Annotated in this window: 28 protein-coding genes; 3 read left to right on the plus strand and 25 right to left on the minus strand. The window is 63.5% G+C overall.

Annotation, left to right across the window (positions count from 1 at the left end):
- Positions 1-66 precede the first annotated feature (66 nt).
- A complete protein-coding gene (locus AC54AG_RS16675) occupies positions 67-525 on the plus strand; it encodes a hypothetical protein (RefSeq protein WP_496630988.1) in 459 nt (152 codons plus the stop codon).
- 108 nt (positions 526-633) lie between these two features.
- Positions 634-2,808 (plus strand): putative bifunctional diguanylate cyclase/phosphodiesterase, encoded by a 2,175-nt coding sequence (locus tag AC54AG_RS16680; RefSeq protein WP_496630990.1) that lies wholly within the window; start codon positions 634-636, stop codon positions 2,806-2,808.
- Here the strand turns inward: AC54AG_RS16680 and AC54AG_RS16685 are convergent.
- The 13 genes from AC54AG_RS16685 to flgB form a co-directional block, all read right to left on the minus strand.
- Positions 2,793-3,893 (minus strand): glycosyltransferase family 9 protein, encoded by a 1,101-nt coding sequence (locus AC54AG_RS16685; protein ID WP_496630991.1) that lies wholly within the window; start codon positions 3,891-3,893, stop codon positions 2,793-2,795. The genes AC54AG_RS16680 and AC54AG_RS16685 overlap by 16 nt on opposite strands.
- Positions 3,894-4,043: 150 nt before the next feature.
- Entirely contained in the window at positions 4,044-5,087 is a 1,044-nt protein-coding gene (locus AC54AG_RS16690) for a hypothetical protein (protein WP_070303082.1), read from the minus strand.
- A gap of 5 nt (positions 5,088-5,092) precedes the next feature.
- Positions 5,093-6,004 (minus strand): flagellar hook-associated protein FlgL, encoded by a 912-nt coding sequence (gene flgL / locus AC54AG_RS16695; RefSeq protein WP_331777867.1) that lies wholly within the window; start codon positions 6,002-6,004, stop codon positions 5,093-5,095.
- Between the two features lie 10 nt (positions 6,005-6,014).
- Positions 6,015-7,376 (minus strand): flagellar hook-associated protein FlgK, encoded by a 1,362-nt coding sequence (gene flgK, locus AC54AG_RS16700; protein WP_072454566.1) that lies wholly within the window; start codon positions 7,374-7,376, stop codon positions 6,015-6,017.
- An 81-nt stretch (positions 7,377-7,457) separates the two neighbouring features.
- A complete protein-coding gene (locus tag AC54AG_RS16705) occupies positions 7,458-7,850 on the minus strand; it encodes a rod-binding protein (protein WP_034757766.1) in 393 nt (130 codons plus the stop codon).
- Positions 7,850-8,962: a flagellar basal body P-ring protein FlgI gene (locus AC54AG_RS16710; RefSeq protein ID WP_034757769.1), complete on the minus strand. Its 1,113-nt coding sequence runs from the start codon at positions 8,960-8,962 to the stop codon at positions 7,850-7,852. Before AC54AG_RS16710 ends, AC54AG_RS16705 begins: the two co-directional genes overlap by 1 nt.
- A 9-nt stretch (positions 8,963-8,971) precedes the next feature.
- Positions 8,972-9,646: a flagellar basal body L-ring protein FlgH gene (flgH, locus tag AC54AG_RS16715; RefSeq protein ID WP_034757772.1), complete on the minus strand. Its 675-nt coding sequence runs from the start codon at positions 9,644-9,646 to the stop codon at positions 8,972-8,974.
- Positions 9,646-10,434 carry a flagellar basal-body rod protein FlgG gene (flgG, locus tag AC54AG_RS16720; RefSeq protein WP_167468652.1) on the minus strand — a complete coding sequence of 263 codons (789 nt, stop codon included), beginning with the start codon at positions 10,432-10,434 and terminating at the stop codon, positions 9,646-9,648. Before flgG ends, flgH begins: the two co-directional genes overlap by 1 nt.
- 32 nt (positions 10,435-10,466) lie before the next feature.
- Positions 10,467-11,195, minus strand: coding sequence for a flagellar basal body rod protein FlgF (locus AC54AG_RS16725; protein WP_034757782.1), 729 nt, complete (start codon positions 11,193-11,195; stop codon positions 10,467-10,469).
- A 26-nt stretch (positions 11,196-11,221) separates the two neighbouring features.
- The gene (locus AC54AG_RS16730; protein ID WP_070303085.1) at positions 11,222-12,400 is read right to left on the minus strand and encodes a flagellar hook protein FlgE; all 1,179 of its coding nucleotides are present in this window, start codon (positions 12,398-12,400) and stop codon (positions 11,222-11,224) included.
- 58 nt (positions 12,401-12,458) lie between these two features.
- Positions 12,459-13,112: a flagellar hook capping FlgD N-terminal domain-containing protein gene (locus AC54AG_RS16735; protein WP_496630992.1), complete on the minus strand. Its 654-nt coding sequence runs from the start codon at positions 13,110-13,112 to the stop codon at positions 12,459-12,461.
- 3 nt (positions 13,113-13,115) lie between these two features.
- Complete coding sequence (gene flgC / locus AC54AG_RS16740) at positions 13,116-13,532, minus strand: flagellar basal body rod protein FlgC (RefSeq protein WP_034757795.1); 417 nt, start codon at positions 13,530-13,532, stop codon at positions 13,116-13,118.
- A gap of 8 nt (positions 13,533-13,540) precedes the next feature.
- Positions 13,541-13,903, minus strand: coding sequence for a flagellar basal body rod protein FlgB (gene flgB, locus AC54AG_RS16745; protein ID WP_034758109.1), 363 nt, complete (start codon positions 13,901-13,903; stop codon positions 13,541-13,543).
- Between the two features lie 281 nt (positions 13,904-14,184).
- Here flgB and flgA point away from each other — a divergent pair, with 281 nt between their 5' ends.
- The gene (gene flgA / locus AC54AG_RS16750) at positions 14,185-14,805 is read left to right on the plus strand and encodes a flagellar basal body P-ring formation chaperone FlgA (RefSeq protein ID WP_254671603.1); all 621 of its coding nucleotides are present in this window, start codon (positions 14,185-14,187) and stop codon (positions 14,803-14,805) included.
- 5 nt (positions 14,806-14,810) lie between these two features.
- Here flgA and AC54AG_RS16755 read toward each other — a convergent pair whose 3' ends face one another.
- The 12 genes from AC54AG_RS16755 to AC54AG_RS16810 form a co-directional block, all read right to left on the minus strand.
- Positions 14,811-15,563 (minus strand): glycoside hydrolase family 73 protein, encoded by a 753-nt coding sequence (locus AC54AG_RS16755; RefSeq protein WP_319993020.1) that lies wholly within the window; start codon positions 15,561-15,563, stop codon positions 14,811-14,813.
- Entirely contained in the window at positions 15,550-15,990 is a 441-nt protein-coding gene (flgN, locus tag AC54AG_RS16760; protein WP_083292696.1) for a flagellar export chaperone FlgN, read from the minus strand. Before flgN ends, AC54AG_RS16755 begins: the two co-directional genes overlap by 14 nt.
- A complete protein-coding gene (flgM, locus tag AC54AG_RS16765; protein WP_034757812.1) occupies positions 15,987-16,277 on the minus strand; it encodes a flagellar biosynthesis anti-sigma factor FlgM in 291 nt (96 codons plus the stop codon). The genes flgN and flgM overlap by 4 nt, the downstream gene beginning before the upstream one ends.
- Positions 16,278-16,293: 16 nt before the next feature.
- The gene (locus tag AC54AG_RS16770; protein WP_051991897.1) at positions 16,294-17,355 is read right to left on the minus strand and encodes a flagellar motor protein MotB; all 1,062 of its coding nucleotides are present in this window, start codon (positions 17,353-17,355) and stop codon (positions 16,294-16,296) included.
- On the minus strand, positions 17,282-18,196 hold the full coding sequence (motA, locus tag AC54AG_RS16775; protein WP_034757817.1) for a flagellar motor stator protein MotA: 915 nt from the start codon (positions 18,194-18,196) through the stop codon (positions 17,282-17,284). Before motA ends, AC54AG_RS16770 begins: the two co-directional genes overlap by 74 nt.
- A 56-nt stretch (positions 18,197-18,252) precedes the next feature.
- Positions 18,253-18,996: a FliA/WhiG family RNA polymerase sigma factor gene (locus AC54AG_RS16780; RefSeq protein WP_034757822.1), complete on the minus strand. Its 744-nt coding sequence runs from the start codon at positions 18,994-18,996 to the stop codon at positions 18,253-18,255.
- 33 nt (positions 18,997-19,029) lie between these two features.
- The gene (locus AC54AG_RS16785; RefSeq protein WP_307788883.1) at positions 19,030-19,494 is read right to left on the minus strand and encodes a flagellar basal body-associated FliL family protein; all 465 of its coding nucleotides are present in this window, start codon (positions 19,492-19,494) and stop codon (positions 19,030-19,032) included.
- Positions 19,495-19,505: 11 nt separating this feature from the next.
- Positions 19,506-20,669 carry a flagellar hook-length control protein FliK gene (locus AC54AG_RS16790; protein WP_496630995.1) on the minus strand — a complete coding sequence of 388 codons (1,164 nt, stop codon included), beginning with the start codon at positions 20,667-20,669 and terminating at the stop codon, positions 19,506-19,508.
- On the minus strand, positions 20,666-20,944 hold the full coding sequence (locus tag AC54AG_RS16795; RefSeq protein ID WP_254671605.1) for a hypothetical protein: 279 nt from the start codon (positions 20,942-20,944) through the stop codon (positions 20,666-20,668). Before AC54AG_RS16795 ends, AC54AG_RS16790 begins: the two co-directional genes overlap by 4 nt.
- A 31-nt stretch (positions 20,945-20,975) precedes the next feature.
- The gene (fliS, locus tag AC54AG_RS16800) at positions 20,976-21,365 is read right to left on the minus strand and encodes a flagellar export chaperone FliS (protein ID WP_034757830.1); all 390 of its coding nucleotides are present in this window, start codon (positions 21,363-21,365) and stop codon (positions 20,976-20,978) included.
- Positions 21,366-21,416: 51 nt separating this feature from the next.
- Positions 21,417-22,829 (minus strand): flagellar filament capping protein FliD, encoded by a 1,413-nt coding sequence (gene fliD, locus AC54AG_RS16805; RefSeq protein ID WP_034757833.1) that lies wholly within the window; start codon positions 22,827-22,829, stop codon positions 21,417-21,419.
- An 88-nt stretch (positions 22,830-22,917) separates the two neighbouring features.
- Entirely contained in the window at positions 22,918-23,355 is a 438-nt protein-coding gene (locus AC54AG_RS16810; protein ID WP_051991901.1) for a flagellar export protein FliJ, read from the minus strand.
- Positions 23,356-23,357: the final 2 nt, after the last annotated feature.

Consider the following 23,357-nt stretch of genomic DNA (forward strand, 5'->3'; position numbering starts at 1 on the left):
ACGGTGGATAATGGCGGCTGGCGGGCAACCGGTCCCGCCGCATCACCGCAAAAAAGGTCAACGAGCATGCAAGGCGCAGCAGACAGCAATATCCCCGACGTTCCCGACACCTCCGCCAGCGCGGAAGAGCGTCCCCGTTTCCGTCCCCGTCCATGGGAGCACCTGGAAACGCCATACGACGTGGAAGTGTGGATCGAGGAACATAACCGCAGCATGCAGGACAATATCCGCGCCACGGAGACGGGCGTGGGTATCTGCTTTACCCTGGCCGAAGGGGGCGATATCTATATGCAGACGAGCGCCGACGGCGCCGTCGTGCTCGACGTGACGCCGGACGCGGCCTGGGTATCTCCGCTGATCAGCGCGGCCACGGGCTGCGAGGCGCCGGACTCGTCCTTGTGGGTCTTGCCCGACGATAAGCTGATCCAGCTGATCGTGGGGCTGTCGAGCCTGGTGGCCAGCACCTTGCTGGTGGTCGGCCATGATTTCGGCTTGCGCCGGCACCGTATGGGCATGGGCCGCTGAGCGGCCCTGTTGCAGAAACGGCATCCATGGCTCGACACTGCGCGTGGCGCGTGCTAGTCTCGCTACTGCACCCACCTGTTTTCCAGGGCGGCCGTGCCAAGGACAGCCATGGATACACCACCGCAAGCGGTACCTGCTCTGGATTCCTCCCCGCCCGGCCACGACGGCGTGCCGCGGCACGTCGCGCCCCTGCTTGACGATGGCGTCTTCAGTCCGGAACGGATGAAGGCCGAACGCGAACAAGCGTATTTCAACGATTTATACCTGCTGGCGCCCGTCGCCTATTTCGTGCTGGGACTCGATGGCGTGATCCTGCAGGTCAACCTGGTGGCGGCCGAACTGTTCGGCCTGGCGCGCGGGCGTCCCGGTCACGTGCTGTTCCGTTCTTTTGTGCACGAGGCGTTCCGCCGCGATTACGAACAGTTCGTGGAACGCGTGCTCAATAGCAGCGAGCCCGAGCGTATCCAGCTACAGGTGCAACTGCCCCCGCCGCGTCCCGGCGTGCGCGAGGCGGGCTTGCCCGTCAGCCTGCTGGGCAGCGCCGACCCGAACGGCCAGGCGCTGCGCCTGGTGCTCGAGCAAGCCGAGGGCAAGCTGGCCGCGCTCGAACGCAGCGAAGAGCGCTTCCGGCGCATCGTGCACAGCGCCGAGGAAGGCATCTGGGAAATCGATGCGCAGGCGCTGACCAGCTTTGTCAATCCGAAGATGGCGCACATGCTCGACTGCCAGATCGAGGATATGCTGGGCCAGCCGCTGGCGGCCTTCATGGATGAGGAGGGGCGCGCCATCCTCGAGCGCAACATCGCGCGTCGCCAGGACGGTATCGTCGAGCGCCACGAATTCAAGTTCCTGCGGCGCGACGGCAGCACCTTGTGGGCCACCCTGGCCACCAATCCCATCTTCGACTCCAGCGGCACCTACCTGGGGGCGCTGGCGCTGGTCAGCGACATCACGGCGCAGCGCGCCGCGTCCGAGCGCATCTGGCGGCAAGCCAATTTTGACCAGCTGACGGGCTTGCCGAACCGCCACATGTTTCTCGACCGTTTGCAGCACGAGGCGGCCCATGCCAAACGCGAGGGCGCTTGCCTGGCCCTGCTGTTCATCGACCTCGACCATTTCAAGCAGGTGAATGACAGCCTGGGCCACGAGAAGGGCGACATGCTGCTGCGCCAGGCGGCGCGGCGCATCAGCGAACGCGTGCGCGCCACCGATACGGTCGCGCGCCTGGGCGGCGACGAGTTCACCGTCATCCTCGCCGGCGTGGGACAGCTGGGCGGCATCGAGCGCGTGCTGCAGGAACTGACGGCCGCGCTGGCCCTGCCGTTCGTGCTCGACGGCGACACGGCGCAAGTGTCGGCCAGCGTGGGCGTGGCCCTGTATCCGGCCGACGCCGAGTCGCCGGACACCTTGCTGCGGCACGCCGACCAGGCCATGTATGCGGCCAAGAGTGCGGGGCGCAATGGCTACAGTTATTTCACACCGGCATTGCAGCAGGCGGCCGAATTGCGCCGCAGCACGGTGCGCGAGATGCGCCTGGCGCTGGCGCAGGACCAGTTCGAAGTGCATTACCAGCCCATCATCCGCCTGTGCGACGGCAGCATCGAGCGGGCCGAGGCGCTGCTGCGCTGGCGCCATCCGCTGCGCGGCTTGCTGGCACCGGCCGATTTCATCGGCTTTGCCGAGGCGAACGGCCTGATCATCGATATCGGCGAGTGGGTGTTTCGCCAGGTCGTGCGCCAGGCGCGGCAGTGGCAGGACGAGCATGGCACCGCGTTCCAGATCAGCATCAACAAGTCGGCCGTGGAATTTCGCTGCGACGCCGCGCTGTACCAGGACTGGGGCGGGCATCTGGCGCGCCACGGCCTGGCGCCGGGCGCCATCGTCATCGAAACAACGGAAGCGGTGCTGCTCGACGAAGCGCGCCAGGTGGTTGACCGGCTGCGCCAGTTCCGCGCCATGGGCCTGGCGCTGGCGCTCGACGATTTCGGCAGCGGCCAGGTGTCGCTCGCGTGCATCCAGAAGGCCGATATCGATTTTCTCAAGATCGACCGTTCGCTGGTCGGCGAACTGGGAAGCGATGGCGCGGGGCAGGGACTGTGCGAGGCGATCATTGCCCTGGCACAGCGCCTGGGCTTGAAAGTCGTGGCCGAGGGCGTGGAGACGGCGTCGCAGCGCGATCTGCTGCGTGCCGCCGGCTGCGACTATGCGCAGGGGTATTTCTTTTCCCGCGCGCTGCCGGTGGGGCAGATGGACCGCCTGCTGGCGTCTCAGCCGGCGGCCTGAAGCGTCTCCTGCGCCTGGCCGGCGCCTTCCATCAGGTCTTCCACGGCGGCCAGGGTGTCGGCATCGCTGACGGTGGACAGGGTCAGGCCTGGGGCCAGGATGACGCGGTAATGGCGGCTGGCCGGGTAAAACCAGCGGTAGTTGTCGGTGCGGATGTAGTAGCCGACGATTTTCTTGTCATACGCCGAGGCGATGTGGATCACCGACGTGTCGGGCGACAGCACCAGCTCGCAGCGGCGTATCAGGGCCGCCAGTTCCAGGATGTGGCCGGTGGGCGGCGCGTTCATCACGTTGGCATGGCCGGCGCCGCGCACGATCTCGGCGGCGCGCGCCTCGGTACCCGGCGCGGCGATCACCAGCAGCGCATGGCGCGGATAGCGTACCGCCAGGGCGGCGCAGCAGCGCTGTGCATCGGCTACGCTGACCGTGCGTTGCGCATTGCTGCCCTGGAAATTGAGGCAGAACAAGCCGTCATGCGTGCGCAGCAGGCTGTCGCAGGCGGCGTCGACGCGTGCCGCGTGCGCGTCCACGCCGAACAGTTCATAGCGCATATCGATGTCGCGCAGGCCAAACTCCTCGAACGTGGCGAAAAAGCTGTGCAGGATGTGGCGGCTGCGGTCGCAGGGCACCGTATGGTCGAACATGCCCAGCTTCGCCGTCGAAGTGCCGTACTTGGGAATGGCAAAGCCCGTCAGATAGCGGGCGCCCAGCCATTTGATACGCAGCAGCAAGGGAATCGAAAAGCGGTTGTAGGGGTTGAAGATGACGTCGTAGCGGCGCCGGCGCAGGTCGGCGATGGTAGTGCGCAAGTCGCCCAGCAGCGGCTGCTTGTCCCAGATGAGGATCTCATTCACATGCGGGTTACCGGCGATGACATCGCGGTTGACGCTGCTGGCGGCCACGTCGATCTGCCAGTGCGGATAGTTTTTCTTCAGTTCGCGCAGCAGGGCCGACGTGACGATCATGTCGCCGATCTTGTCATTGCGCAAAATCAGCACCTTGCGCACCTTGGCGATGTCGAGGGGTTGCTTGCCGGATTTTCCCAGCAGGGCGTAGCTGATCAGCCGGGCGGCGGTTTTTATCAAGGGAACTCCGGAGGTGGATGACGAAATGCGCCGGCGTAGTGGTGAATCGGCAAGCGACAGCAGCATCTTACGGATTTCCACCGTCCTGAGCTAGGGGGCATGCCCCTTTTATTGCCGCGTGCGCCAGGGCGGCGCACGCACGGGAAGCGGTTATTCCAGGCCCAGCAGGGCGACGACGCGCTCGCGGCTGATGCCGACCAATGCCGAGCTGATCGCCAGCAGCGATTCATAGCCGGGTTCGCTGGCCTTTTGCGTGAAGTTTTCCGCCAGGGTATCCATGCTGACGTTCACTTGCACCGGTTGCGCGCGGGCAACCCGTCCCGTCGCTTGCGCCAGGGCCAGGCTGACGGAGCTGCGCGCCGCCTGCAACTGCGCCAGCGCCTGCACCACTTGCTGCAAGGTGGCGCGCAGGGCTTCCACGTCGCCCGTATTCCATTCTTCCGGGGCGATGGCGGCCGGTTCCGCATCCGTGCGCACGCGGCTCATCTGGCCGGTCGGGTAGCGGATGCCGCTGCCGCGCACGGACAGGCTGTCGCGCACGTTGGCCCAGGCCGCTTCCGATGTGCTGAACACCAGTTCGCCATTCTCGCCCAGCTTGACGCCGATGCCTGATGGCATCAAGGCGCGGTCGAAGCGCGAGACGATTTCATTCGCGCTCAGGCCAGGTTCGATATTGACCGAACGCAAGGCCTGGTTCGCGCCGCCGACGGAAAACGCCAGCACTTCCTGCGGGCCTTCCTGCAGGCTGGCCATGGTCAGGCCGCGGATGCTGAAGTTTTGCTGCGCCGCCTGCGGGCTCGTATAGCCGAGTTGTGCGTCGAGCGTGCCGCCCGAGGCGCTGGCGCGCTGGCGCCAGGTATTGCTGAACTGGCGTACTCTGGCCTCGACTTGCCCTTCGCGGCCCTGGCGCGCGGCCAGCTTGGCTGCCAGCTCGCTTTTCAGCGCTTGCAGCTGGCTGCTGCTGCGTTCCAGGTAGTCGAGTGTTTGTTGCGCGTTGGAAATCTCCCCCTGCAGCTGGTGATCCCAGTTGCTCAGGCCCCGCTGCAGGCTCGCCGTCGACCTCTTCGCCGCTGGCGCCTCGCTGCGCGCACTGGCGCTGCCGTTGATGGCGGCGGATGCGTCATCGACGACGCGGGCTGTGCCAGCGCCTTTGGCATTGACGCCGGAAGAGGAGGAGGTCTGAACGATTTGCATGATGGTCAGAGAAGATCAAACAGGGAAAGGGTGCCCACCTTGGCGTATGCCTTGTATGTTGCCTGCAGGGCCGTCTGGTAGCCGGTCAGTTCGATGGCCGCCGCGCCCATGTCGGTCTTTTTCAGGTCCAGCAGGGCCGAATTGTTCGACAGCGAGACATTCGACAGGTTGCCCGACAGCGTGGTGAGGATGTTTTGCGCGCCACCGAAAATGGCGATCTTGCCGGAGAGCAAATCCATGCCATCGTCGGTGCCGCCGAGGCCATCGTTGACGATGGCGCGCACGGCCGGGTCGTTCGGGTTGACGCCCGGCGTGCCGAGGGTGGTGACGACCTTGTCGATCTTGTTGAGCCACACTTCCAGGTTCTTCACGTCGACGTTGGCCGCCTGCGTCACGCCATTGCCGACCACGACGGTCTGCGTGTCGGTATTGCCGACGTAGCTGTAGCGCGAACCGACGGCTGCCGCCGGGTCGTATTTGATCGCAGGCTGGTCGGTGGCGGTGCCGGAAAACATGTAGCGGCCTTCCTGGTCCTTCAGGTTGGCCGTGTACAGCACGCTGTCGCGCATGGCTGTCAGCGATTGCGTCATCGCGTTCAGGTCGCCGGGCGTATTGCTGCCGTCGGCGGCCCACACGAGCAGGTCGCGCGCCTGGCCCATGTCGGTAACCATGCTCGACAGGTAGTTTTCGTTCTTCAGCAGGCGCACTTTTACCGTGGCGATATTGTCCTGGTACTGGGTGACCATGGCTTGCTCGCGCGTCAGGCGCGAAATGCGCACGTTGCCAATCGGATCATCCGATGGCAGCTGGATGCGCAGGCCCGACGACATCTGCTGGGTCAGGAAGTTGATGCGTTCCTGGTTTTGCTGAAGCGAAATATTGATCAGCGATTGGTATTGGCTACTGGCGACACGCATGATCTTCTCCTTAACCCATCATTTGCAAAGTGGCGTCAAACAGGCTATTCGCCACGGAAATGACTTTCATGTTTGCCTGATACATATTCTGGAATTCGACCAGGCTCATCGCTTCTTCGTCCTTGTTTACGCCGCTGGTGGATTTCCAGTCGTCGATCGCTTGCGAGCGCACTGTGTTGGCCGTCTTCAGCAGGGCCTGGTTCTGCTGGCTGTAGATACCGAGCTTGCCGACCAGCTGCGTGTCCGCGTCGCTCATCAGGACGGAACCGACCCAGCTGACAGTGATCGGTTGATTCTTGATCTCGATTAATTTTTGCAAGTTGCCGCTGTCACCGGCCTGGCCCGTCAGCGACAGGGCCAGATCCTTGGCGTTGAAGCCGGGGGTAATGCTCAGCTTGCCATTCGCATACACCAGCAGGGGGCCGCCCGGCGCGCCGGCCATGGTTTTCCCCAGCGCCAGCTGCGCGTTGACCTTGTTGGTCAACTGGGTCGCCATGTCTTGCAGCGACTGCTGCAGCGGTTTCAGGGTATTTTGCTCGAACTCGCCCAGGCCGCCCATCTGGCCGCCGATGGTGACCGGGTCGAGCTTGTACGAGGACTTGGCGAAATCGAGGCTGAGGGTTTGCTCGCCCGTGTTCGTCATGTTGCTGCTCAGGGTACCTGCCATGCTGCCGATGACCAGCGGCTGGCCCGATTTCAGCGAGACATTGCGCGACCCGTCCGCCTGGTCGAGCACCTCGATGCCCATTTGCGCGGCCAGGCCATCGATCAGCTGGTCGCGCGCATCCATCAGCGACGACACATTCGTGCCCGCGGCCGTGGAGGTGCTGATACGCTGGTTCAGCGCGGCGATATTGGCCAGCGCGGTATTGGCTTGCGGCACGATCGCTGCCCGTTGCTGCTGCAACGACAGCAACTGGTTGCCCATGACGGTGCTGATGCTGTTGAAGCGTTGCGCCATGGCGTCGGCGGAGGTGACGATCTGCTGGCGCAGCGGCGTCGACGTCGGGTCGACGGCCGAGGCATTGAGGGCGGCGAAAAAGCCGTCGATGCCGTTGCTGATGCTCGACGCATCGTCGCCCATCACGCGCTCGAGCTGGGTCAGATAAGGCTGGGTCTGCGAACGGGCGCCCTGGTCGGACGCGGCGCGCCACATTTGCTGGCTTTTATACGCATCGGCGAAGCGCAGCAGGGCCGACACTTCCACGCCATTGCCTGCCGAGCGCACGCCCACGCCTGCGCCAAGCGAGGACAACAGTACGCCCTGGCGCGTGTAGCCCGCTGTTTGCAGGTTGGCGATGTTCTGGCTGGCCGCATTGAGTGCGGCCTGGGCGGCGATGCTGCCTGACAATGCATTGCTGATGATGCTCATTGGGCAAGTTTCTTTCGTGAAGAGTGTGGCGCGTGCGGGTGGGCAGGCATTGAATCGATATTACCTTGTACAGGCGACGCTTCAGACGGATTTATTAAGCGGCGCTGCAATATTGTCGGTCTTGACAGCGCTTTTGGCTGCCACGGGGGCGCCGGCCGCCGGCAGCAGTTGGCGCAGGATGGCGTCGGCGATGCCGAAGGCGCGCTGGCCGGCCATTTTGTCGGCCACCAGATTGTCGGCCATTTCCAGCATGTCGCTGTTGACGGGATCCTTGAAGACACTGTCTTCGCCCGCCATCTCGCGCGTACCCGAACGCATCTGGCGCAGCATGTGCGAGATGAAGAAGGCTTCGAACTTGACGGCCGCCTCGGTGGCCTTGGCCGCATAGCGGGGATCGGCCGGCGTGGCGGCGGCAGGGGACTTGTCGTCGAGCGCCGAAGGCAGGGCGCTGCTGCTGTCGTTGATATTAAGCATCAGATAACCACCAGTTCGCCTTCGATGGCCCCGGCTTGGTCCAGGGCTTGCAGAATTGCCATGATGTCGTCGGGCGAAGCGCCCAGGCTGTTGACGACGTCGATGATGGCCTGCAGCTTGGCGCCGGCCGGCCATTTGAACATATTGCCGTTGCCCTGGTCGACGGACACCTTCGATTGCGGCGTGACGGTGGTCTGGCCGCGGCCGAACGGCGCCGGCTGGCTCACTGCCGAGCTTTCGGAAATGACCACTTTCAGCGAGCCGTGCGTGACGGCGGCCGCTTTTACGCGCAAGCCTTCGGCGATGACCACGGTGCCGGTGCGCGAATTGAACACCACTTTCGGCGTATCGACGCCGACATCGACGGAGAGCGCTTCCAGCTTGGCCATGAAGGCCACGCGCTGGGTCGGGTTTTCCGGCGCCAGCACTTCCACGCTGGTGGCGTCGCGCGTGGTGGCGACGGCGCCAAAGCGGCGGTTGACGGCTTCGACGATATTGATGGCCGTCTCGAAATGCGGGTGGCGCAAGTTCAGGGTGACGGTCGGCTTGGTCGAAAAATCGCTGAGGATTTCGCGCTCGATGTTGGCGCCGTTGGGAATGCGGCCCGAGGTGGGCGTGTTGACGGTGACGGATGAGCCGCTCTTGCCCGTGGCGTTCAAGCCGCCGACGACGACGTTGCCTTGCGCCAGCGCATACGTTTCATTATCGGCCGCGCGCAATTGCGTCAGCAACAAGGTGCCGCCGCGCAAGCTTTTCGCATCGCCCAGGGACGAGACGGTGACGTCGATGGCCTGGCCACGGCGGTATCCCGGGGGAAACACCGCGCTGACCATGACGGTGGCGACGTTCTTGCTTTTCGATTCGGCGCCGTCCGGCATCTTCACGCCGAACTGCTTGAGCATGTTGACCACGGACTGGCTGGAAAATTTTACCTGGGTGGTGTCGCCGCTGCCGTTCAGGCCCACGACGAGGCCGTAGCCGACCAGCGGGTTGTCGCGCACGCCCTCGATGCTGACCAGGTTGCGCAGCACTTGCGCGGCGCTGGCGGGCAGGGCAAAGCCGGAAAGCGCAGCGAGCATGGCTGCCAGGGGCAGGGCGGAACGAAATTTCATGAGCTCACCTTAAAACGGCATCCATGGGCCGACGAAGAAGCGCGTCAGCCAGCCTGGTTTGTTGGCTTCGGCCAGGGTGCCCTGGCCGGAATAGGCGATCTGCGCATTGGCGATGCGCAACGATGACACCTGGTTGTTCGAATCGATATCGGCCGCGCGCAGATAGCCGCGCAGACGCACGAATTCTTCACCCTGGTTCAGGGTCAGGGTTTTCTCGCCCTGTACGCGCAGCAAGCCGTTCGGCAGCACTTCCTGCACGATCACGGTGATGGCGCCGGACAGCGCGTTTTGCTGCGTGCTGGTCGAGTCGCCGGCGAAATTGCGGTCGGCCGACAGGTCGATGCCCGTCTTGGGGAAGGTCTTGCCGAGGATGTTGGCCGCCTGCACGCCGACGGACGAGCCCTTGTTGAACGAGGTGCCGGCCTTCTTGCTGGCCTGCGTGGTTTCCTGCAGCGCCACCGTGACGACGTCGCCGACCCGGAAGGCGCGGCTATCGGAAGTCAGGGCCAGGCCCGCGTCGGGATTGAAGACGCCGCCGCTCACGCCGCCTTGCGCAGCGCTGCGCGGCGCCACGGGCAGCGGCGTATCGGAAAAGCTGGGCGCCAGCGGCGCCATAGGCTGGCTGGCGCAACCGGCCATCAACACCAGCAGCATGGCGGCCGTGGCTTTCATTGCGGCTGTCATCAGCGTGCCGCTTGCGCCAGGTATTGCAGCATATTGTCGGCGGCCGACAGCACCTTGGTGTTCATTTCATAGGTGCGCTGGGCAGCGATCATGTCGACCATCTCTTCGACCACCTGCACGTTCGAGCCTTCCAGCGCGAACTGTTTCAGCTTGCCCAGGGCGCCTTCGCCGGGACGGCCTTCCGTCGGCGTGCCGCTCGATGCCGTTTCCTGGAACAGGTTTTCACCGAGTGCCAGCAGGCCCGTCGGGTTGACGAAGCTGGAAAGGTTCAACTGGCCCAGTTCGGTACCGGCGACATTGCCCGGCACGGTGGCCGTGACCATGCCGTTTTCGCCGATGGTGATCGCCGTGGCATTGTTCGGCACGGTGATCTGCGGCACCAGGGGCAAGCCCTGGGCGTTGACCATCACGCCGTTTTCATTGATGCCCAGCTGGCCGGCGCGCGTGTAGGCCGCTTCGCCGTTCGGGCGCAGCACTTGCAAAAAGCCGTTGCCGGTGATGGCGACGTCGAATTCGCGGCTCGTCGTTTGCAGGCTGCCGGTGGTAAACACCTTTTGCGTGCCCACCATGTGGGTACCGTTACCCAGCTGTACGCCCGATGGCGAGAGGGTATTGTCGGCGCGCTGCGTGCCCGGCTGCTGCTCGACCTGGTAAAACAGGTCTTCGAAGACGACGCGGTCGCGCTTGAAACCAACGGTATTGACGTTGGCCAGGTTATTCGCGATGGCTTGCAGTTTGGCATCTTGTGCCTGCACGCCGGTCTTGCTGATCCACATTGCTGGATTCATGATTTACTCCTGGTAATTGGTTGGCGTTGGGCTTAGGCGCCCAGCAGGCGGTTGCCGGATTCAGTCATCGCGTCGCTGGCCTTGAAAATTTTCATCTGCATCTCGAAACTGCGATTCAGGCTCATGGTGGCGACCATTTCCTCGACGGCCGAGACGTTGCTGCCTTCCAGGTGGCGGTCGCGGATGCGTACCGCCGGGTCGGCCTGCAAGTCTTCGCCGCTGCGCGCCACGATCAGGCCCGCTTCGTTCTTCGTCAGCTCGCCCGATTCCGCATTGACCAGCTTGAGCTTGTCGACGGTCTGCATTTGCGCGGTGCCCGGCACCTGGATGGAAATCGTGCCATCGCCGCCGATCGACAGGCTGGTGTGCTCGGGAATCGTGATGGGTCCGCCTTCGCCCAGCACGGGCCGGCCGTTGATGGTCAGCGCGCCCGTTTCATCGAGGTCCATGGCGCCGGCGCGCGTGTAGGCTTCGCCGTTTTGCCATTGCACCGCGAGAAAGCCGGGGCCCGTGACGGCCACGTCGAGTTCGCGCCCGGTTTCCTTGATGGCGCCTGTGCGCGTGCCGATGGCGCTCGACTGCGTCTGCGTCATGTGGCGGTCGTCGTAGCCATAGCCGTTTTGCAGCGGCTGGGCAGTGGACACTTCCAGGTTGGCGCGAAAGCCGCCCGTCTCAATATTGGCCAGGTTGTTGGCGTGTACCTGCTGTGCCCGCAGGGCACGGTCGGCCCCGCTCATGGCGGTATAAATCAGCGCATCCATTGCTCTTTACCTTTGCGTATCGTGGATTACAGCGCTTGCATCAGCGATTGCAGCATGGCGTTCTCGGTTGAGATGACCTTCGAGTTGGCCTGGTAGTTACGCTGCGACGTCATCAGGCCCACCAGTTCGGAGGTGATGTCGACGTTCGACTGTTCCAGCGAGCTCGTTACCAGTTTGCCGGCCATGCCGACGCCCGGGCGGTCATAGATGGGGGTGCCGGACGTGGTCGAGGCGACCCAGCTGGTATCGTTGACGGCCGTCAACGCGCCTTCGTCTGGGAAGGTGGCCAAGGCGATCACGCCGATGCTTTGCTTCTGGCCGTTCGTGTATTTCGCCACGACGGAGCCGTCATCGGCCAGTTCCACGCCCGTGTAGGTGCCCGAGGAATAGCCATCGGCGCGGTCGGTCGAGGTCGTCGCTTCGCCAGCGTACTGGGTGGTGCCCGTGTAGTCGATGGCGATCGCCAGTGCCGCGGCGCCAGCCGGCGTCGGCAGCGCTGGCGCGGCGGCCGTGCCGGTCACCAGCTTGCCATTCGTGTCGAAGGTCATGCTCGTCACCGGTGTCACGTCGGCGTTGTCGAAGGTGTAGTGCACGTCCACGCCCGTTGCCGTCTTGACGAAGTACTGGCCCAGCGAGTGCTTGGCGCCCAGCGAATCGTAGACGATCGAGGTCTTGGCGCTGTTGTAGCTCAGTTCGTTGGTCTTGTTGAAGGGCACAGCCTTGATGGTCCATTCGGACGACATGTTGGCCGCATACGCCAGCTTGGTCGACGCCACGGCGGGAATCTGGCCCGTCGGAATGATCATGTCACCCATGGTGCCCAGGGTGGTGCTGCCCTTGACGGCGGCGTAGCCTTGGACCAGGCGGCCGTTCGAATCGATCAGCTTGCCTTCATTGCTGGCCGAGAAGATGCCGACACGGCTGTAGCTCATGGTGTTTTGCGCATCGCGTGCGACGAAATAGCCGCGGCCGTCGATGGCTGCGTCGAGCGCGCGGCCCGTGTTCAGCACGCCGCCATTGAGCGACATGCTTTGCGTGATCGAACCGATTTCCGTACCCGTGGCGCGCGAACCGGCGTACATGGCCGAAAAGTTGGCGCGGCTGCTCTTGAAGCCGTAGGTGCCGGCGTTGGCGATATTGTTACTGGTGCTGTTCAACTGTTGGTTGATGGACTGGATACCGGACAGGGCGATGTCGAAACTCATGTTGATTTCCTTTAGTGAAGGACGAGATTAGTGTGCAGGAAACGAAGGGGCGAGCGGATCAGGCCGTCTTGCCGTTAAAGCCGGTGATCGCGCCAGGGTTGACTTCGCCCAGGTTCGACACGCTCAGTATCATGCTGCCGCCGGACGACAGGCGCACGCTGTTAAGCTTGCCTGCGATGTCGACCGTCGGTTTTTCGGCGCCGCTGGTGGTGACCTTCATGCTGTAGGTACCGGCAGGCAAGCCCAGGGCCACGGGATCGATGCTGAACGGCACCGTACCGGCCGACTTGGCGCCCAGTTCGATCTTGTATTCCTTGTCGTCCAGCCCTTTCAGGGTCACCGTGGTCTTGGTGGTGCTGGCGGCCAGCGCGATGCTGCCGCTGACCTTGCTCTTGTCGAGCTGCACCGTTTCACTGTTGACCATCACTTCGGAACCCACTTGCGCGCCCAGGGCCAGTACTTGCATCGATTGCAGCACGCTGGCATTGGCGCTGGTCAGCGACGACAGGTTTTGCATCGCTTCCGTCTGCGCCTGCTGCGTCAATTGATTGACGAACTGGCTCGGGTCGGTCGGTGCGAGGGGATCCTGGTTCTTGATCTGGGCGACCAGCAATTTGGTGAACATATCCTGGGTGGCATTGCTTTGCGACTTGACGGCATTGTTGCTGCCGCCGCTGCCACTGGTATTGTTTGTAAAGAGATTGGTTTCCATGGATTATGCTTCACCTAATTTGAGGAGCGATTGCTGCATCGATTTGATGCGGCCCAGAACTTCGACATTGGTTTCAAAGGCGCGCGAGGCCGACATCATGTCGGTCATCTCGGCTACCTGGTTGACGTTGGGGTAGAACACCATGCCGTCGGCATTGGCCATCGGGTGGCCCGGTTCGTACACCTTGCGCAGCGGCTCGTCGCTTTGCACCACGTCGAGCACCTGTACTCTTCCGCCGGCACCGCTGGCGCCGGGGCCATCCATCACGGCCGCAAACACGGGTTTGCGCGCGCGGTAGGTTTCGCCTTCGGAACCGGCAACGGAATCGGCATTGGCCAGGTTGCTGGCGATGGTATTGAGGCGCACGGTTTGCGCCGCCATCGCCGAACCGGCGATCTTGGAAATATCCTGGAAGCTCATGCTGATCCTTATTGTCCGGAAATGGCCTTGGACAGACCCTTCAGTTTCATGTTGACGAAAGTGAGGCTGGTCTGGAAGTCGGTGGCATTCTGCGAGAACGCCGCCTGTTCGACGCCGATTTCGACGGTATTGCCGTCGCGGCTGGGGTGGTAGGGGACGCGGTACAGGGCGCTGGCATCGTCATCGGTCGACAGCAGGCCGGCCTCGTTGTCCTGCAACTGCTGCAGGGCGCTGCCGAAATCCATGTCCATGGCCTGGAAGCCGGGCGTGTTTTCATTGGCGATGTTGGCCGCCAGCACGCGCGTACGGTCGGCACGCAGCGCGAGTGCATCGGCGTGCACACCCAGCGCATCCTTGAAATTAATCCCCATGGTCATCCTTTGTGTTGAATTCGATCGTGCTTTTTGCGGTTCGGGCCAGAAAACAGGTGGTGCAGAGGTAAAATTCCAGCCAGGTCATGTTGACGCATGGTAAGGTCATGCCGCTTCAGTATCTTTGATTAAGGTTAGCAATGATTTACTTTGAGAACTATTCCGTGATGTGGAACAAGGCGCAATGTCGTCAAATACTGCTTCCAGGCATCTTTTTCCTGGCCAGCCTATATAGTAGTGCAGGTCGCGCAGAATTGCCAGCCGACAATATATTTTCACGTGTGGAACAGTTGGCGCGTGAGCAATTGGCGCAGCAGGCGGCCACGGCGGGACTGCTGGAACCGCAGTTTCAGGTGACCGTCGTGAAAAGCACGCGCCCCGTGCCCGCGTGCGCGGCGCCCGTCGCGCTGGAGACGGCGGATAGCCGCTCGGCGCAGCGCATGCGCTTTATCGCGGTGTGTCCTGGAAGCAACGGTTGGCGTTACGAAATGCTGGCGCGCGGCAGTATCACGGCCCAGGTGGCCGTCACCAGCGTGCCCGTCACGGCCAATACGCCGTTGCAATCGGGCGACGTGACGTTGGCACGGCGCGACGTGACGATGGTGCCGGACAGTATTTCTGCCTTGCCGGGCGCGATAGGCCTGTCAAGCCGGCGCAGCTTGCGTGCCGGCGAAGTGCTGCGCCAGGGGCAACTGGCGTCGCCCGTGCTGATCAAGCGGGGCAGTGCGGTCAGCATCGTGGCGCGCAAGGAGCAGGTGGAAGTGAGCATGGCAGGCGAAGCGATGGATCCGGGCGCGCTGGGCGAAGTGATCCGCGTGCGCAACGCCACCAGCGGCACGGTGATACGTGCCAGGGTGGTCGATGCGGGCGTGGTGGAACCGGCCGATATTGCCGGCCGTTGAGGAGATCAGTCTGCGGCGGCCGTGCGCTGCAGGCGTGTCGCCAGCTGTGTCAGCTTGGCGGCGTAGTTGGGATCGGTGGCATAGCCGCCGCGCGCCAGGCCTTGCGCGAAGGCGCCCGCGTCGGCACCCGTGTTCAGGGCGGCGCGGTAGCGCGGGTTGTCGAGCAACACTTGCGCATAGTCGCGGAAGGCGCTGGCCTGGTCCGGGTAGCTGCGGAAACGCTCGGTTTTCTTCAGGGCCGTGCCGCTGCCCGCCTCGTATTCGGTGGTGACATTGCTGGCCACGTCGCCCTGCCATTTGCCGCCGGCCTTGATGCCGAACAGATTATTCGTGTCCGCGCCCGTGCCCTGGCGCAGCGGACGCTGGCCCCAGCCCGATTCCAGCGCCGCGTGGGCGGCGACGATTTCCGGCGCCACGCCCAGGCGCGCGCCCGTTTCTTGCGTCCATGGCTTGATCGAGGCGAGGAATTGCTGCTGTGTCTCGCCGATCTCGCCGCCCTGGTTGATGCTGCCCAGCACATTGACGGGCTGGCTTTGCTCCAGGTAGGCGCGTCCTTGCGGGCTCAGGCTGGTGGCGTTGCCGCCGCCCTGTTCGATGAAGCGGGTCACTTCGCCCTGCACCTGCTTGAACACGCTGCCAAAACTGCCAGTGGCCACCGTGGCAGGGGTAGCGTGCATATTGCTCTGCACGGCCATTGTCGCCGCCGTCGATGGCGTCGCCGTCGTGGCGCGGGTGGTCAGGAAATCAGCCTGGCGCATACGTATCTTCCTCGCCATGCAGCACGCGCTGCATGATGCTGTACTGCTCTGTTAATAAATCGCTGTTGCGGGCATTCAGGCGTTTGCATTCGAGCACCATCTGCTCGAGCGCGGCCCAGTCGCGCTGGGCGGTCGTACGCGCGTCTTGTTGCAACAGTGCAAACAATTGCGCCATATCGCCTTGCGGGCCCAGCAGGGCAGTGACGAGGCTGACCCGCTGGCGGCGGCGCGCATCGAGCGGTTCGACAGCGGCGATGACCTGGTCGGCCAGCGCCGTCAGCCGGGCGCTCTGGTGGTGCAAGGTGGCCTGGAATTGCTCTTCCAATAAGGTTTGCAGTGCCGCATAGCCGGCGCGGTCCTCCGTCATGCCTAGCAGCACGCGGCGCACGGCTTCCTGGCGCGTGATGCCCTTGCGCGGCGCGGTCACGATTCACCGCCGTGGAAACGCTGGATCAAGCCTGCCAGTTTCGATGGATCGAACGGCAATTCACCCTTGGCCAGCGCATCGCGCAGCATGGCCACTCTTTCATGGTCGATCTCGGGCATGGCGCGCAGGGCGGCCATGGCCGGTTGCAGCACGGCCGATTGCAGTTCCGCCCCGGCCGACGAGCCGCCCATGGCGCCTGCGGCGCCCGCGTTCTCGGCGATCGCCTCGGCAGGCGCGACGGCGCTGCTGCGCACGGCAGCACCGGTATTGCCGGAGGAGATTTTCATACGTTGTCCCTTGCCCTTAATTTGCATGCTCGTCCCGATCTTTCTTTGCGGGCAGGCCCAGTTTTTCGCGCAGCCGCTGCAGGGTACCGGAGTCCGGTTCACCCACCTGCAATTCGTCGCCTTGCGGCTTTTGTCCGGCCATGCCGAACATGGCGGCGATGCTGTCGGCCTGGCCACGCGTCAATATTAACAGTTCGATGCGGCGGTTGATGCCGGCGCTGGCATTTTTCACGTCCAGCGGCGCGCGGTCGGCCATGCCCACCACTTGCAGCACGCTGTCCGGACTCATGCTGCCGATCAACAATTGCGCGCGCGCCGACATGGCGCGGTTGGCCGACAGGGTCCAGTTCGAAAAGCCTTCATAGCCCGTATTGGCGTACTGCATCGAGTCCGTGTGGCCGACGATCAGCATCTGGTTTTCCATTTGCGCAAACACGGGGCCCATCTGGCGCAGCAGCTTGCGGAAGCGGTCGGTCGGCACGGCGCTGCCGCGCACGAACATGCCTTGCTTGTCCGTATCGTGCAGCATGACGCGCAAGCCGTACGGCGTGATCACCGATTGCAAATTGCTCTTCAGTCCCGCTTCGTCGCTGAGCTTGTCGAGCGCGCGCGACAGCGACAGCAAGTCTTCCGGCGACTGGTAGCTGACCTTGGTCTGGTTTTGCGGCGCGGCGCCGGCCTTGCCATCCTGCATCTGCTTGCCTTCCGTGCGCGTGTCGCCCGAACCCTTGCGGGGCATGGGGAAGCGCTCGATCAGGCTGCCGCGCGGACCGCCGCTCTGTTCCGGCATGACGCCCTGGCCTTCGCCCTGGCGGCTGCTGGCCGACGCATCCATCATGATTTCCTTCATCGCCTGCTGCTCGCGCGCGGCCATCAGCCACAGCACGAGGAACAGCGACAGCAGGGCCAGGCAAAAGTCGGCGAACGCTACTTTCCAGGCGCCGCCATGGCCATCGTCGTCGTGCTTGCGTCCCGCACGCTTGATGATGGCCTGTTCATGTTTCTCATGCGGCTTTAGCACGGCGGCCTCCCCGGCCTTGGCCTTGCTCTTGTTCGGCGCCGCCATCTTCCAGCGCATTGATCCAGCTTTCCAGCTGGGCGAAGCTCGGCTTGATGTTCAGCTGCACCAGGCGGCGGCCCGCATCGATGGCCAGCAGGGGGGGCTTGCCCGCCACGTGCGTGACCAGCACGACCTTCACGCATTCCATGGTCGAGCCTTCCTCGCCCACCAGCTGCTTCATCATGTTGCACATCGGATCGAGCACGCCGTAGCAGAAGAAAATACCGATGAAGGTACCGACCATGGCGGCGCCCACTTTTTCCGAAATTTCCGCCGCATCGGCGCCATCGGCCACGGAATTCATGGCCATCACGATACCGAGAACGGCGGCCAGAATGCCGAAACCGGGCATGGCTTCGGCGATCTTGTGCAAGGACTTCGACGGTTGCAGCAGCTCGTCGTGGATGGCCTCGAGTTCCTGCTCCAGCACGCCTTCGAGTTCATGCGCGTTGATCTTGCCCATCGCCATCAAGCGGAAGTTGTCGACGATGAAGGCCAGCAGTTTCGGCTCTTCCAGCACCAGCGGGTAGCGCTGGAACAGGGCGCTTTCGCGCGGCGCCTCGACGTGGGCGTCGAGCGCCTTCAGGCCGCCGGCGGCCGTTTGCAGCAGTTCATACATCAGCAGCAGCAACTGGCGCTGGAATTCCGAGCCTTGCTTCTTGTGCGTGACGATCTTGCGCATCTGGTGCAGCATTTCACCGAGTACATGCTTCGGGTTGCCCAGCACCAGGGCGCCGACGGCGGCGCCGATGATGATGATCAGCTCGACCGGTTGCCAGATCGCGTGGACGGTGCCGCCCATCAGGGCGAAGCCTCCGAATACACACCCCATCACGATTAAGATACCGATAATTACCATGTCAACTGCCTTTCTGCGTCATTGTGCTGCGTCAATTTGATGGATAGTGCTGAAACTTATGCGTCTTGCAGCATGGCTTTCATCTTGCCCAGCGCCGTTTTGTTGAGCTGGCAGACGCGGGCGTCGCTCAGGTCCAGTACGGCGGCTATTTCTTTGTAGCTCAGTTCGAATTCGTAATACATCTGGATCACGCGCTGCTCGCGTTCGTCGAGCGCGCGCAAGGCTTGCTCCAGGCTGCGCCGCACCATCAATTGCTCTTCCGGGCTCGGTGCGCTGTCGGCCTGTCCCAGGCTTTCCTGCAGCACTTCGTCGAAACTGGCGATCAGCTCGGCGTTTTCCGCCAGCTGGTATTCCTGGAAGGCTTCCGGCGTCAGCTTCAGGGCGGCCATGATTTCCGCTTCCAGCGGCTCGCGCCCCAGGCGGCGGGTCAGGGCGCGCACGCTGTCGCGCAGGCGGTGGCTTTCCTGGCGCACGGCGCGCGGACGCCAGTCCTGGCGCCGCAGTTCGTCGAGGATGGCGCCACGGATGCGCAGGCTGGCATAGCTGCCGAAAGACTGGTCCGGCACGCCGTAGCGGCGCAAGGCTTCGAGTAAACCCATCAGGCCGATCTGTTCCATGTCGTCGCGGTCGATGGCGCCCGACACCTGCGAATTGAGCTGGCGCACGATGCGTTTGACCAGAGGGGAGTATGCCACCAGATGTTGTTGCTCTTCAGCAACGCTGAGCACGGCCGCGCAAGCGCTGGCGGCGGCATATTCGCCGGCGCCGTACGCTTCCTGGTATTGCTCTACATAGGCCAAGGGATCTCCCACTAGGTCGGCTGGCGTGTTGGCTTATTCAATGATCAGCTTGCCGACCATGACTTCGGTGAACGGTTTTTCCATCTGTTCGCGCTCGTAGCTGACGTTGAAGGCCTTGTTGATCTGCTCGGCATATTGTTCCACGGTCATGGTCTGCGCCTTGTCCAGCGGAAAGCTCGACAGGGTGCTGACGGCGATCGAACGCATCAGCGGCAAATGGTCCTTCGTCAGTTTTTCCTTTTCCTCGGTGGTGGCGATCACCAGGTCGGCCGACAGATAATGCGTTTCGCCGTCGCCTGGGCCGCGGCGCAGCATCACGATGACTTTGTCGAGCGTGAGGAACTTGCGCGCCTTCTTGCCCGTGGCCGGTGGCGGCGGGGCTTTCGCTTCGGCGGCATCGGCATGGCCGGCGACCGGCTTGGCCAGATACCACATGGCGCCGCCAGCCGCGCCAGCGGCCAGCACGGCCACGCCGACAAAGCCGGCTATCAGTTTCATTTTCATATTCATCAGGCGCTCTCTCGCTCGTGCATGGCGTAAGTGGTGGCGGCAGTGCTGCCGTCGGACAGGGCGCGGCCCGGCTCGGCATCATCGTGCTGGCGGCCCGGTTGACGCTGGCCGCGCGCATCGCCCTCGGCAAACGCCTGGGCGGCGGGGCTGCGCGGGGTGGCGCTGATATTGACGGCCACGTCGGTGTACTGGCGCTGCGCCAGGTCGCTGCGCATGTTTTCGCCGATGCCTTGCAATTGGCGCAACACTTCCGAGTTCGATGCCGTGACGTTCACCTGCAGTGCGCCGGCCGTGTGGCGGATGGAAATTTCAATGCGTCCCAGCATGGGCGGGTCGAGGCGGATCGTCGCGTGTTCGCTGTTGCGGCCGATCTGCGTCTGCAGGCGTTCGCCCAGCGCTTCGCGCAGCGGTTCCTGCCATTGCTGGGCTGGGCCGTTGAGCTTGATGGTGTCGCCGGCCGCGGCCGCCGTGGCCGTATTGCCGACCGCGCCCGCCAGGCCCATGTTGGGCGTGGCGGGCGCCACGTTCGCGGCGCCACGTTCGCCTTCGCGCGCGGCAACGGCAGGGGCGGCGACGGCCGTGGCCGGAGCGCTTTGCTGCAGCAGCGATTCGAACGGCTGTGCCGGCGCGCTGCCTTTGGCGGGTGCCGCCGGATTGGCGGCGGCCAGCGGCTCGCGCGTGTCGCGGCCTGGCGCTGGCGCCGTTGCCGGCGCGTTCAAGGTGATCGCCGCCGGATGCAGGCTGATGTTGAGCGCAGGGTTGGCTTGCGCCACATTTGCCTGCACTTGTGTCTGTGCTTGTGTCTGTACTTGCGCCTGCGCGTAGGCGCGTGCTTCGGCCGCGGCGGCGTCCGCCGGCGGCAGCATGCTCACCGGCAAGCTGATGACGGGCGCGGCCATGGCTGGCAGGCTGCTGTCGGTCTGGCTATCGCTATCGCCGTCGTTGGCTGGCGCGGGCGTGTCGGCGTCGGCCGTTGCCACGCCGGTCACATCGAGCACCTGCGCAAACAGGGGCAGGGCGGAAGGGGCGGCGCCATTGGCGGCATAGCCCGGCGTGCCAGGCAAGGCAGCGGCTTGTGACGGCGCTGGCGCCGGTGCTGGTGCGGATGCCGCAGGGGCCGCCGGTGCCGGAGCGGCCGGTGCCTTGTTGAAGTTCATGATCATGCTTGATTCCCGTCCGAGTCGTATTCGCCGAGCGCGGCGTAGGCGACCCAACCTTCCTTATTTGCCTGTAATGCACCCAGGTGTTGACCCAGGCGTTCTTTTTCCTCAGAGCAAATTTTAACCGCTTGCGCGTGAATTTTGCGCAAATGCAACAATTCTGTTTGTTCCAGCGCATTCCATGCGCCACGTTCGGCCAGCAGCGGGATGTTTTTCGCCAGGCTGGCCGAGAGTTTTTCCATCGCATCCCAGTCCGGCTGAGCGACTGCCGCGCTCAATTGCCGGCTCAGCTGCTGCAGCGCCGCGCGCCTAGGCATTGTTGGCCTGGACGCCCACCCAGCCGCGCTTGATGGTCGTCATCAAGGTCGTCACTTCGTCGATCAGGGTAGGGTCCAGCTTGATGCCGGCCGTGTACAGGCGCGCCACGCAATAGTCGTACAGGCGCGCCAGGTTGACGACCACTTCGCCGCCATTGTCGAAATCGAGCGAGCTCGACAAACCGTTGATGATTTGCGTGCACTTGTCCAGGCTGATGGCCTTTTGCTCGTAGCGCTTGCCCACGATGTGCCCGCGCGCGCGCGCCAGTTCTTCCAGCAAGCCGTCCGTCAGCACCAGTACCAGCTCGACCGGTGTGGCGCGGGCGGTCTGGGAATCCAGGTTGACGGCGTGGTAGCTGCCGTAAGCTTCATTGTTCAACATTATTATCTTCTCGCTATGTTAACGTGGCGCGGTGCTGCAGGCACGCTCGCCTTAGGATTTGTCGTTGCCGAACATGGCATCGAACATGTCGGAATTGCGTGTCATTTGCTCTTGCAATACCTGCAGGCGGGAAAACTGGTCCAGGAAGCGGTTGTACGCCGTGTTGTACTGATTGGTCAGGCGCTCGCTGCTCTGGGCCAGGCTTTTCTGCAACTTGTCCGTCGCTGCCATGCGTTGGGTGATCTGGCCTTTGGTGACATTGCTCCACTGTCCCAGCACCTTGTCCAGACCGCCGAGCACGCCGGCTGGCGCCGACAGGCTGTTATTGCCGAACAGTTTGTCCAGGCCGCCAGGATTGTCCGCCAGCTTGGCCGTCAGCTTGGCGGTATTGAGGCTGATCGTGCCGTCGCGCTGGGCGGTAATGCCATACGCCACCAGCGATACACCATCGACGCTCAGGCGCAGGGCATCGCCCATGCTCGAGCGCAGGGCGTTCAGGCCGGAGTCGTGGGCAAAGAGGCCGGCGGCGATGTTCTTTTCCGGATTGCCGGGACTGGCCAGGCCATCCATCACGCTTTTCAGCTTGTTGTAGGCGTCGACGAAAGCTTGCACATTGGCGATGGTGCCCGTGCTATCGGTGCCGACGGTCACGGTGACCGGGCTCTCGCCAGCGCTCATGGCCTTGGTGAACGTCATTTTCACGTCGGGCACGTTGGTGAAGGTATTCGATGCCTGGGTGATTTTGGTGCCGGTGCCCTGGGCGCCCAGCCAGACGATGGCATCCTTGGGCTCGACGAGGGTTTTCTTGTCGCTCTGCAGCGCTGTCTGCAGCCCCGAATCCGTCACGCTGCTGGTGTCGATTGAGACGGCATTCGCGGCGCCTGTGAGCGTCGACGTCAGCACCAGTTGCGCCTGGTTACCGATATTGATGACGGAAGCGGTGACGCGCGCATTATTCTTGCTGTTGCCATTGATGGCGGCGGCTATTTCCTGCGGCGTCAAATAGGCGTCGCCATCCTTGTTGGCGGCGGCCAGGTCGATGTCGAAGGCGTTGTCGGCGGTCACGGCGGCCAGCGGGTCGCCGATGCGGATGGTCATGGCGCCGCCGTTGGCAGGCATGGTGTTGCTCAAGCCGCCATACGAAGTCTGGCCGGCCGTGGCCAGTTGTTCCACAAAGAATGCGTAGCTGCCCGGCGCCGCCTTGATGCCGGCCGTGCCCGTGCCATACGCGGTATTGCTGAAGGTGGCGGACTGGCTCAGCACGGATTTGCTGGACGTCATGGACGACATCGCCAGCTGGAATGCCGAGATGGCCGATTTCAGGTTACCCAGCGCGCTGGAGGTATTGCTGGCCAGCGCGGTCTGCGCAGCCAGGGCGGCCTGTTGCGCCGCTACCGACTTGGTCGCCAGATTTTTTGCGGTGACGATCGGATCGTATTGCGGTGCAGTAATTACGTTTGCCATGCCAGACTCCTGAATAAAGGGATATACCGGTACAAGGCGACCCCCATTCCCGTTTCGTGAAGTTTTCCTGAAAGAAACTTACACAAACTCATTTTACCTGTCCGCGGAACCAGAATTGCGTCGCCAGTTCGTCTTGTCGCTTGGCATCGACACGTTGTTGCTCGTTTGCAACATGCTTTTGTTTTTGTGTCAGCACCTGGTCCAGCACCTCGCGCTTGGCCCACGCCGTATTCAGCGCGCGTTGCGAAACGGCCATGTTGGCTTCGTGCAAATGCAAGTCGGTACGGTGCTGGTCGGCCATCTGCATGACGGCTTGCTTGAAGTTGCCGCAATTGACGGACAGGGCCAGGGGCAGGGCGCCGCTGGGGCCGCTATCCGTGTACAGGCCCGTCAGGCGCTCCAGGTTTTTCTGGTAGCGCTCGCGCACGGCCGTCTGCGCCGCCATTTCGCTTTGCAGGCGTTCCACTTCGGTGCTGCGCAGGCCGACCAGGGTGGTCAGGTTGCGGATGGTATGCGCGTTGCTCACGT

Source organism: Janthinobacterium sp. BCJ23, from assembly GCF_059617945.1.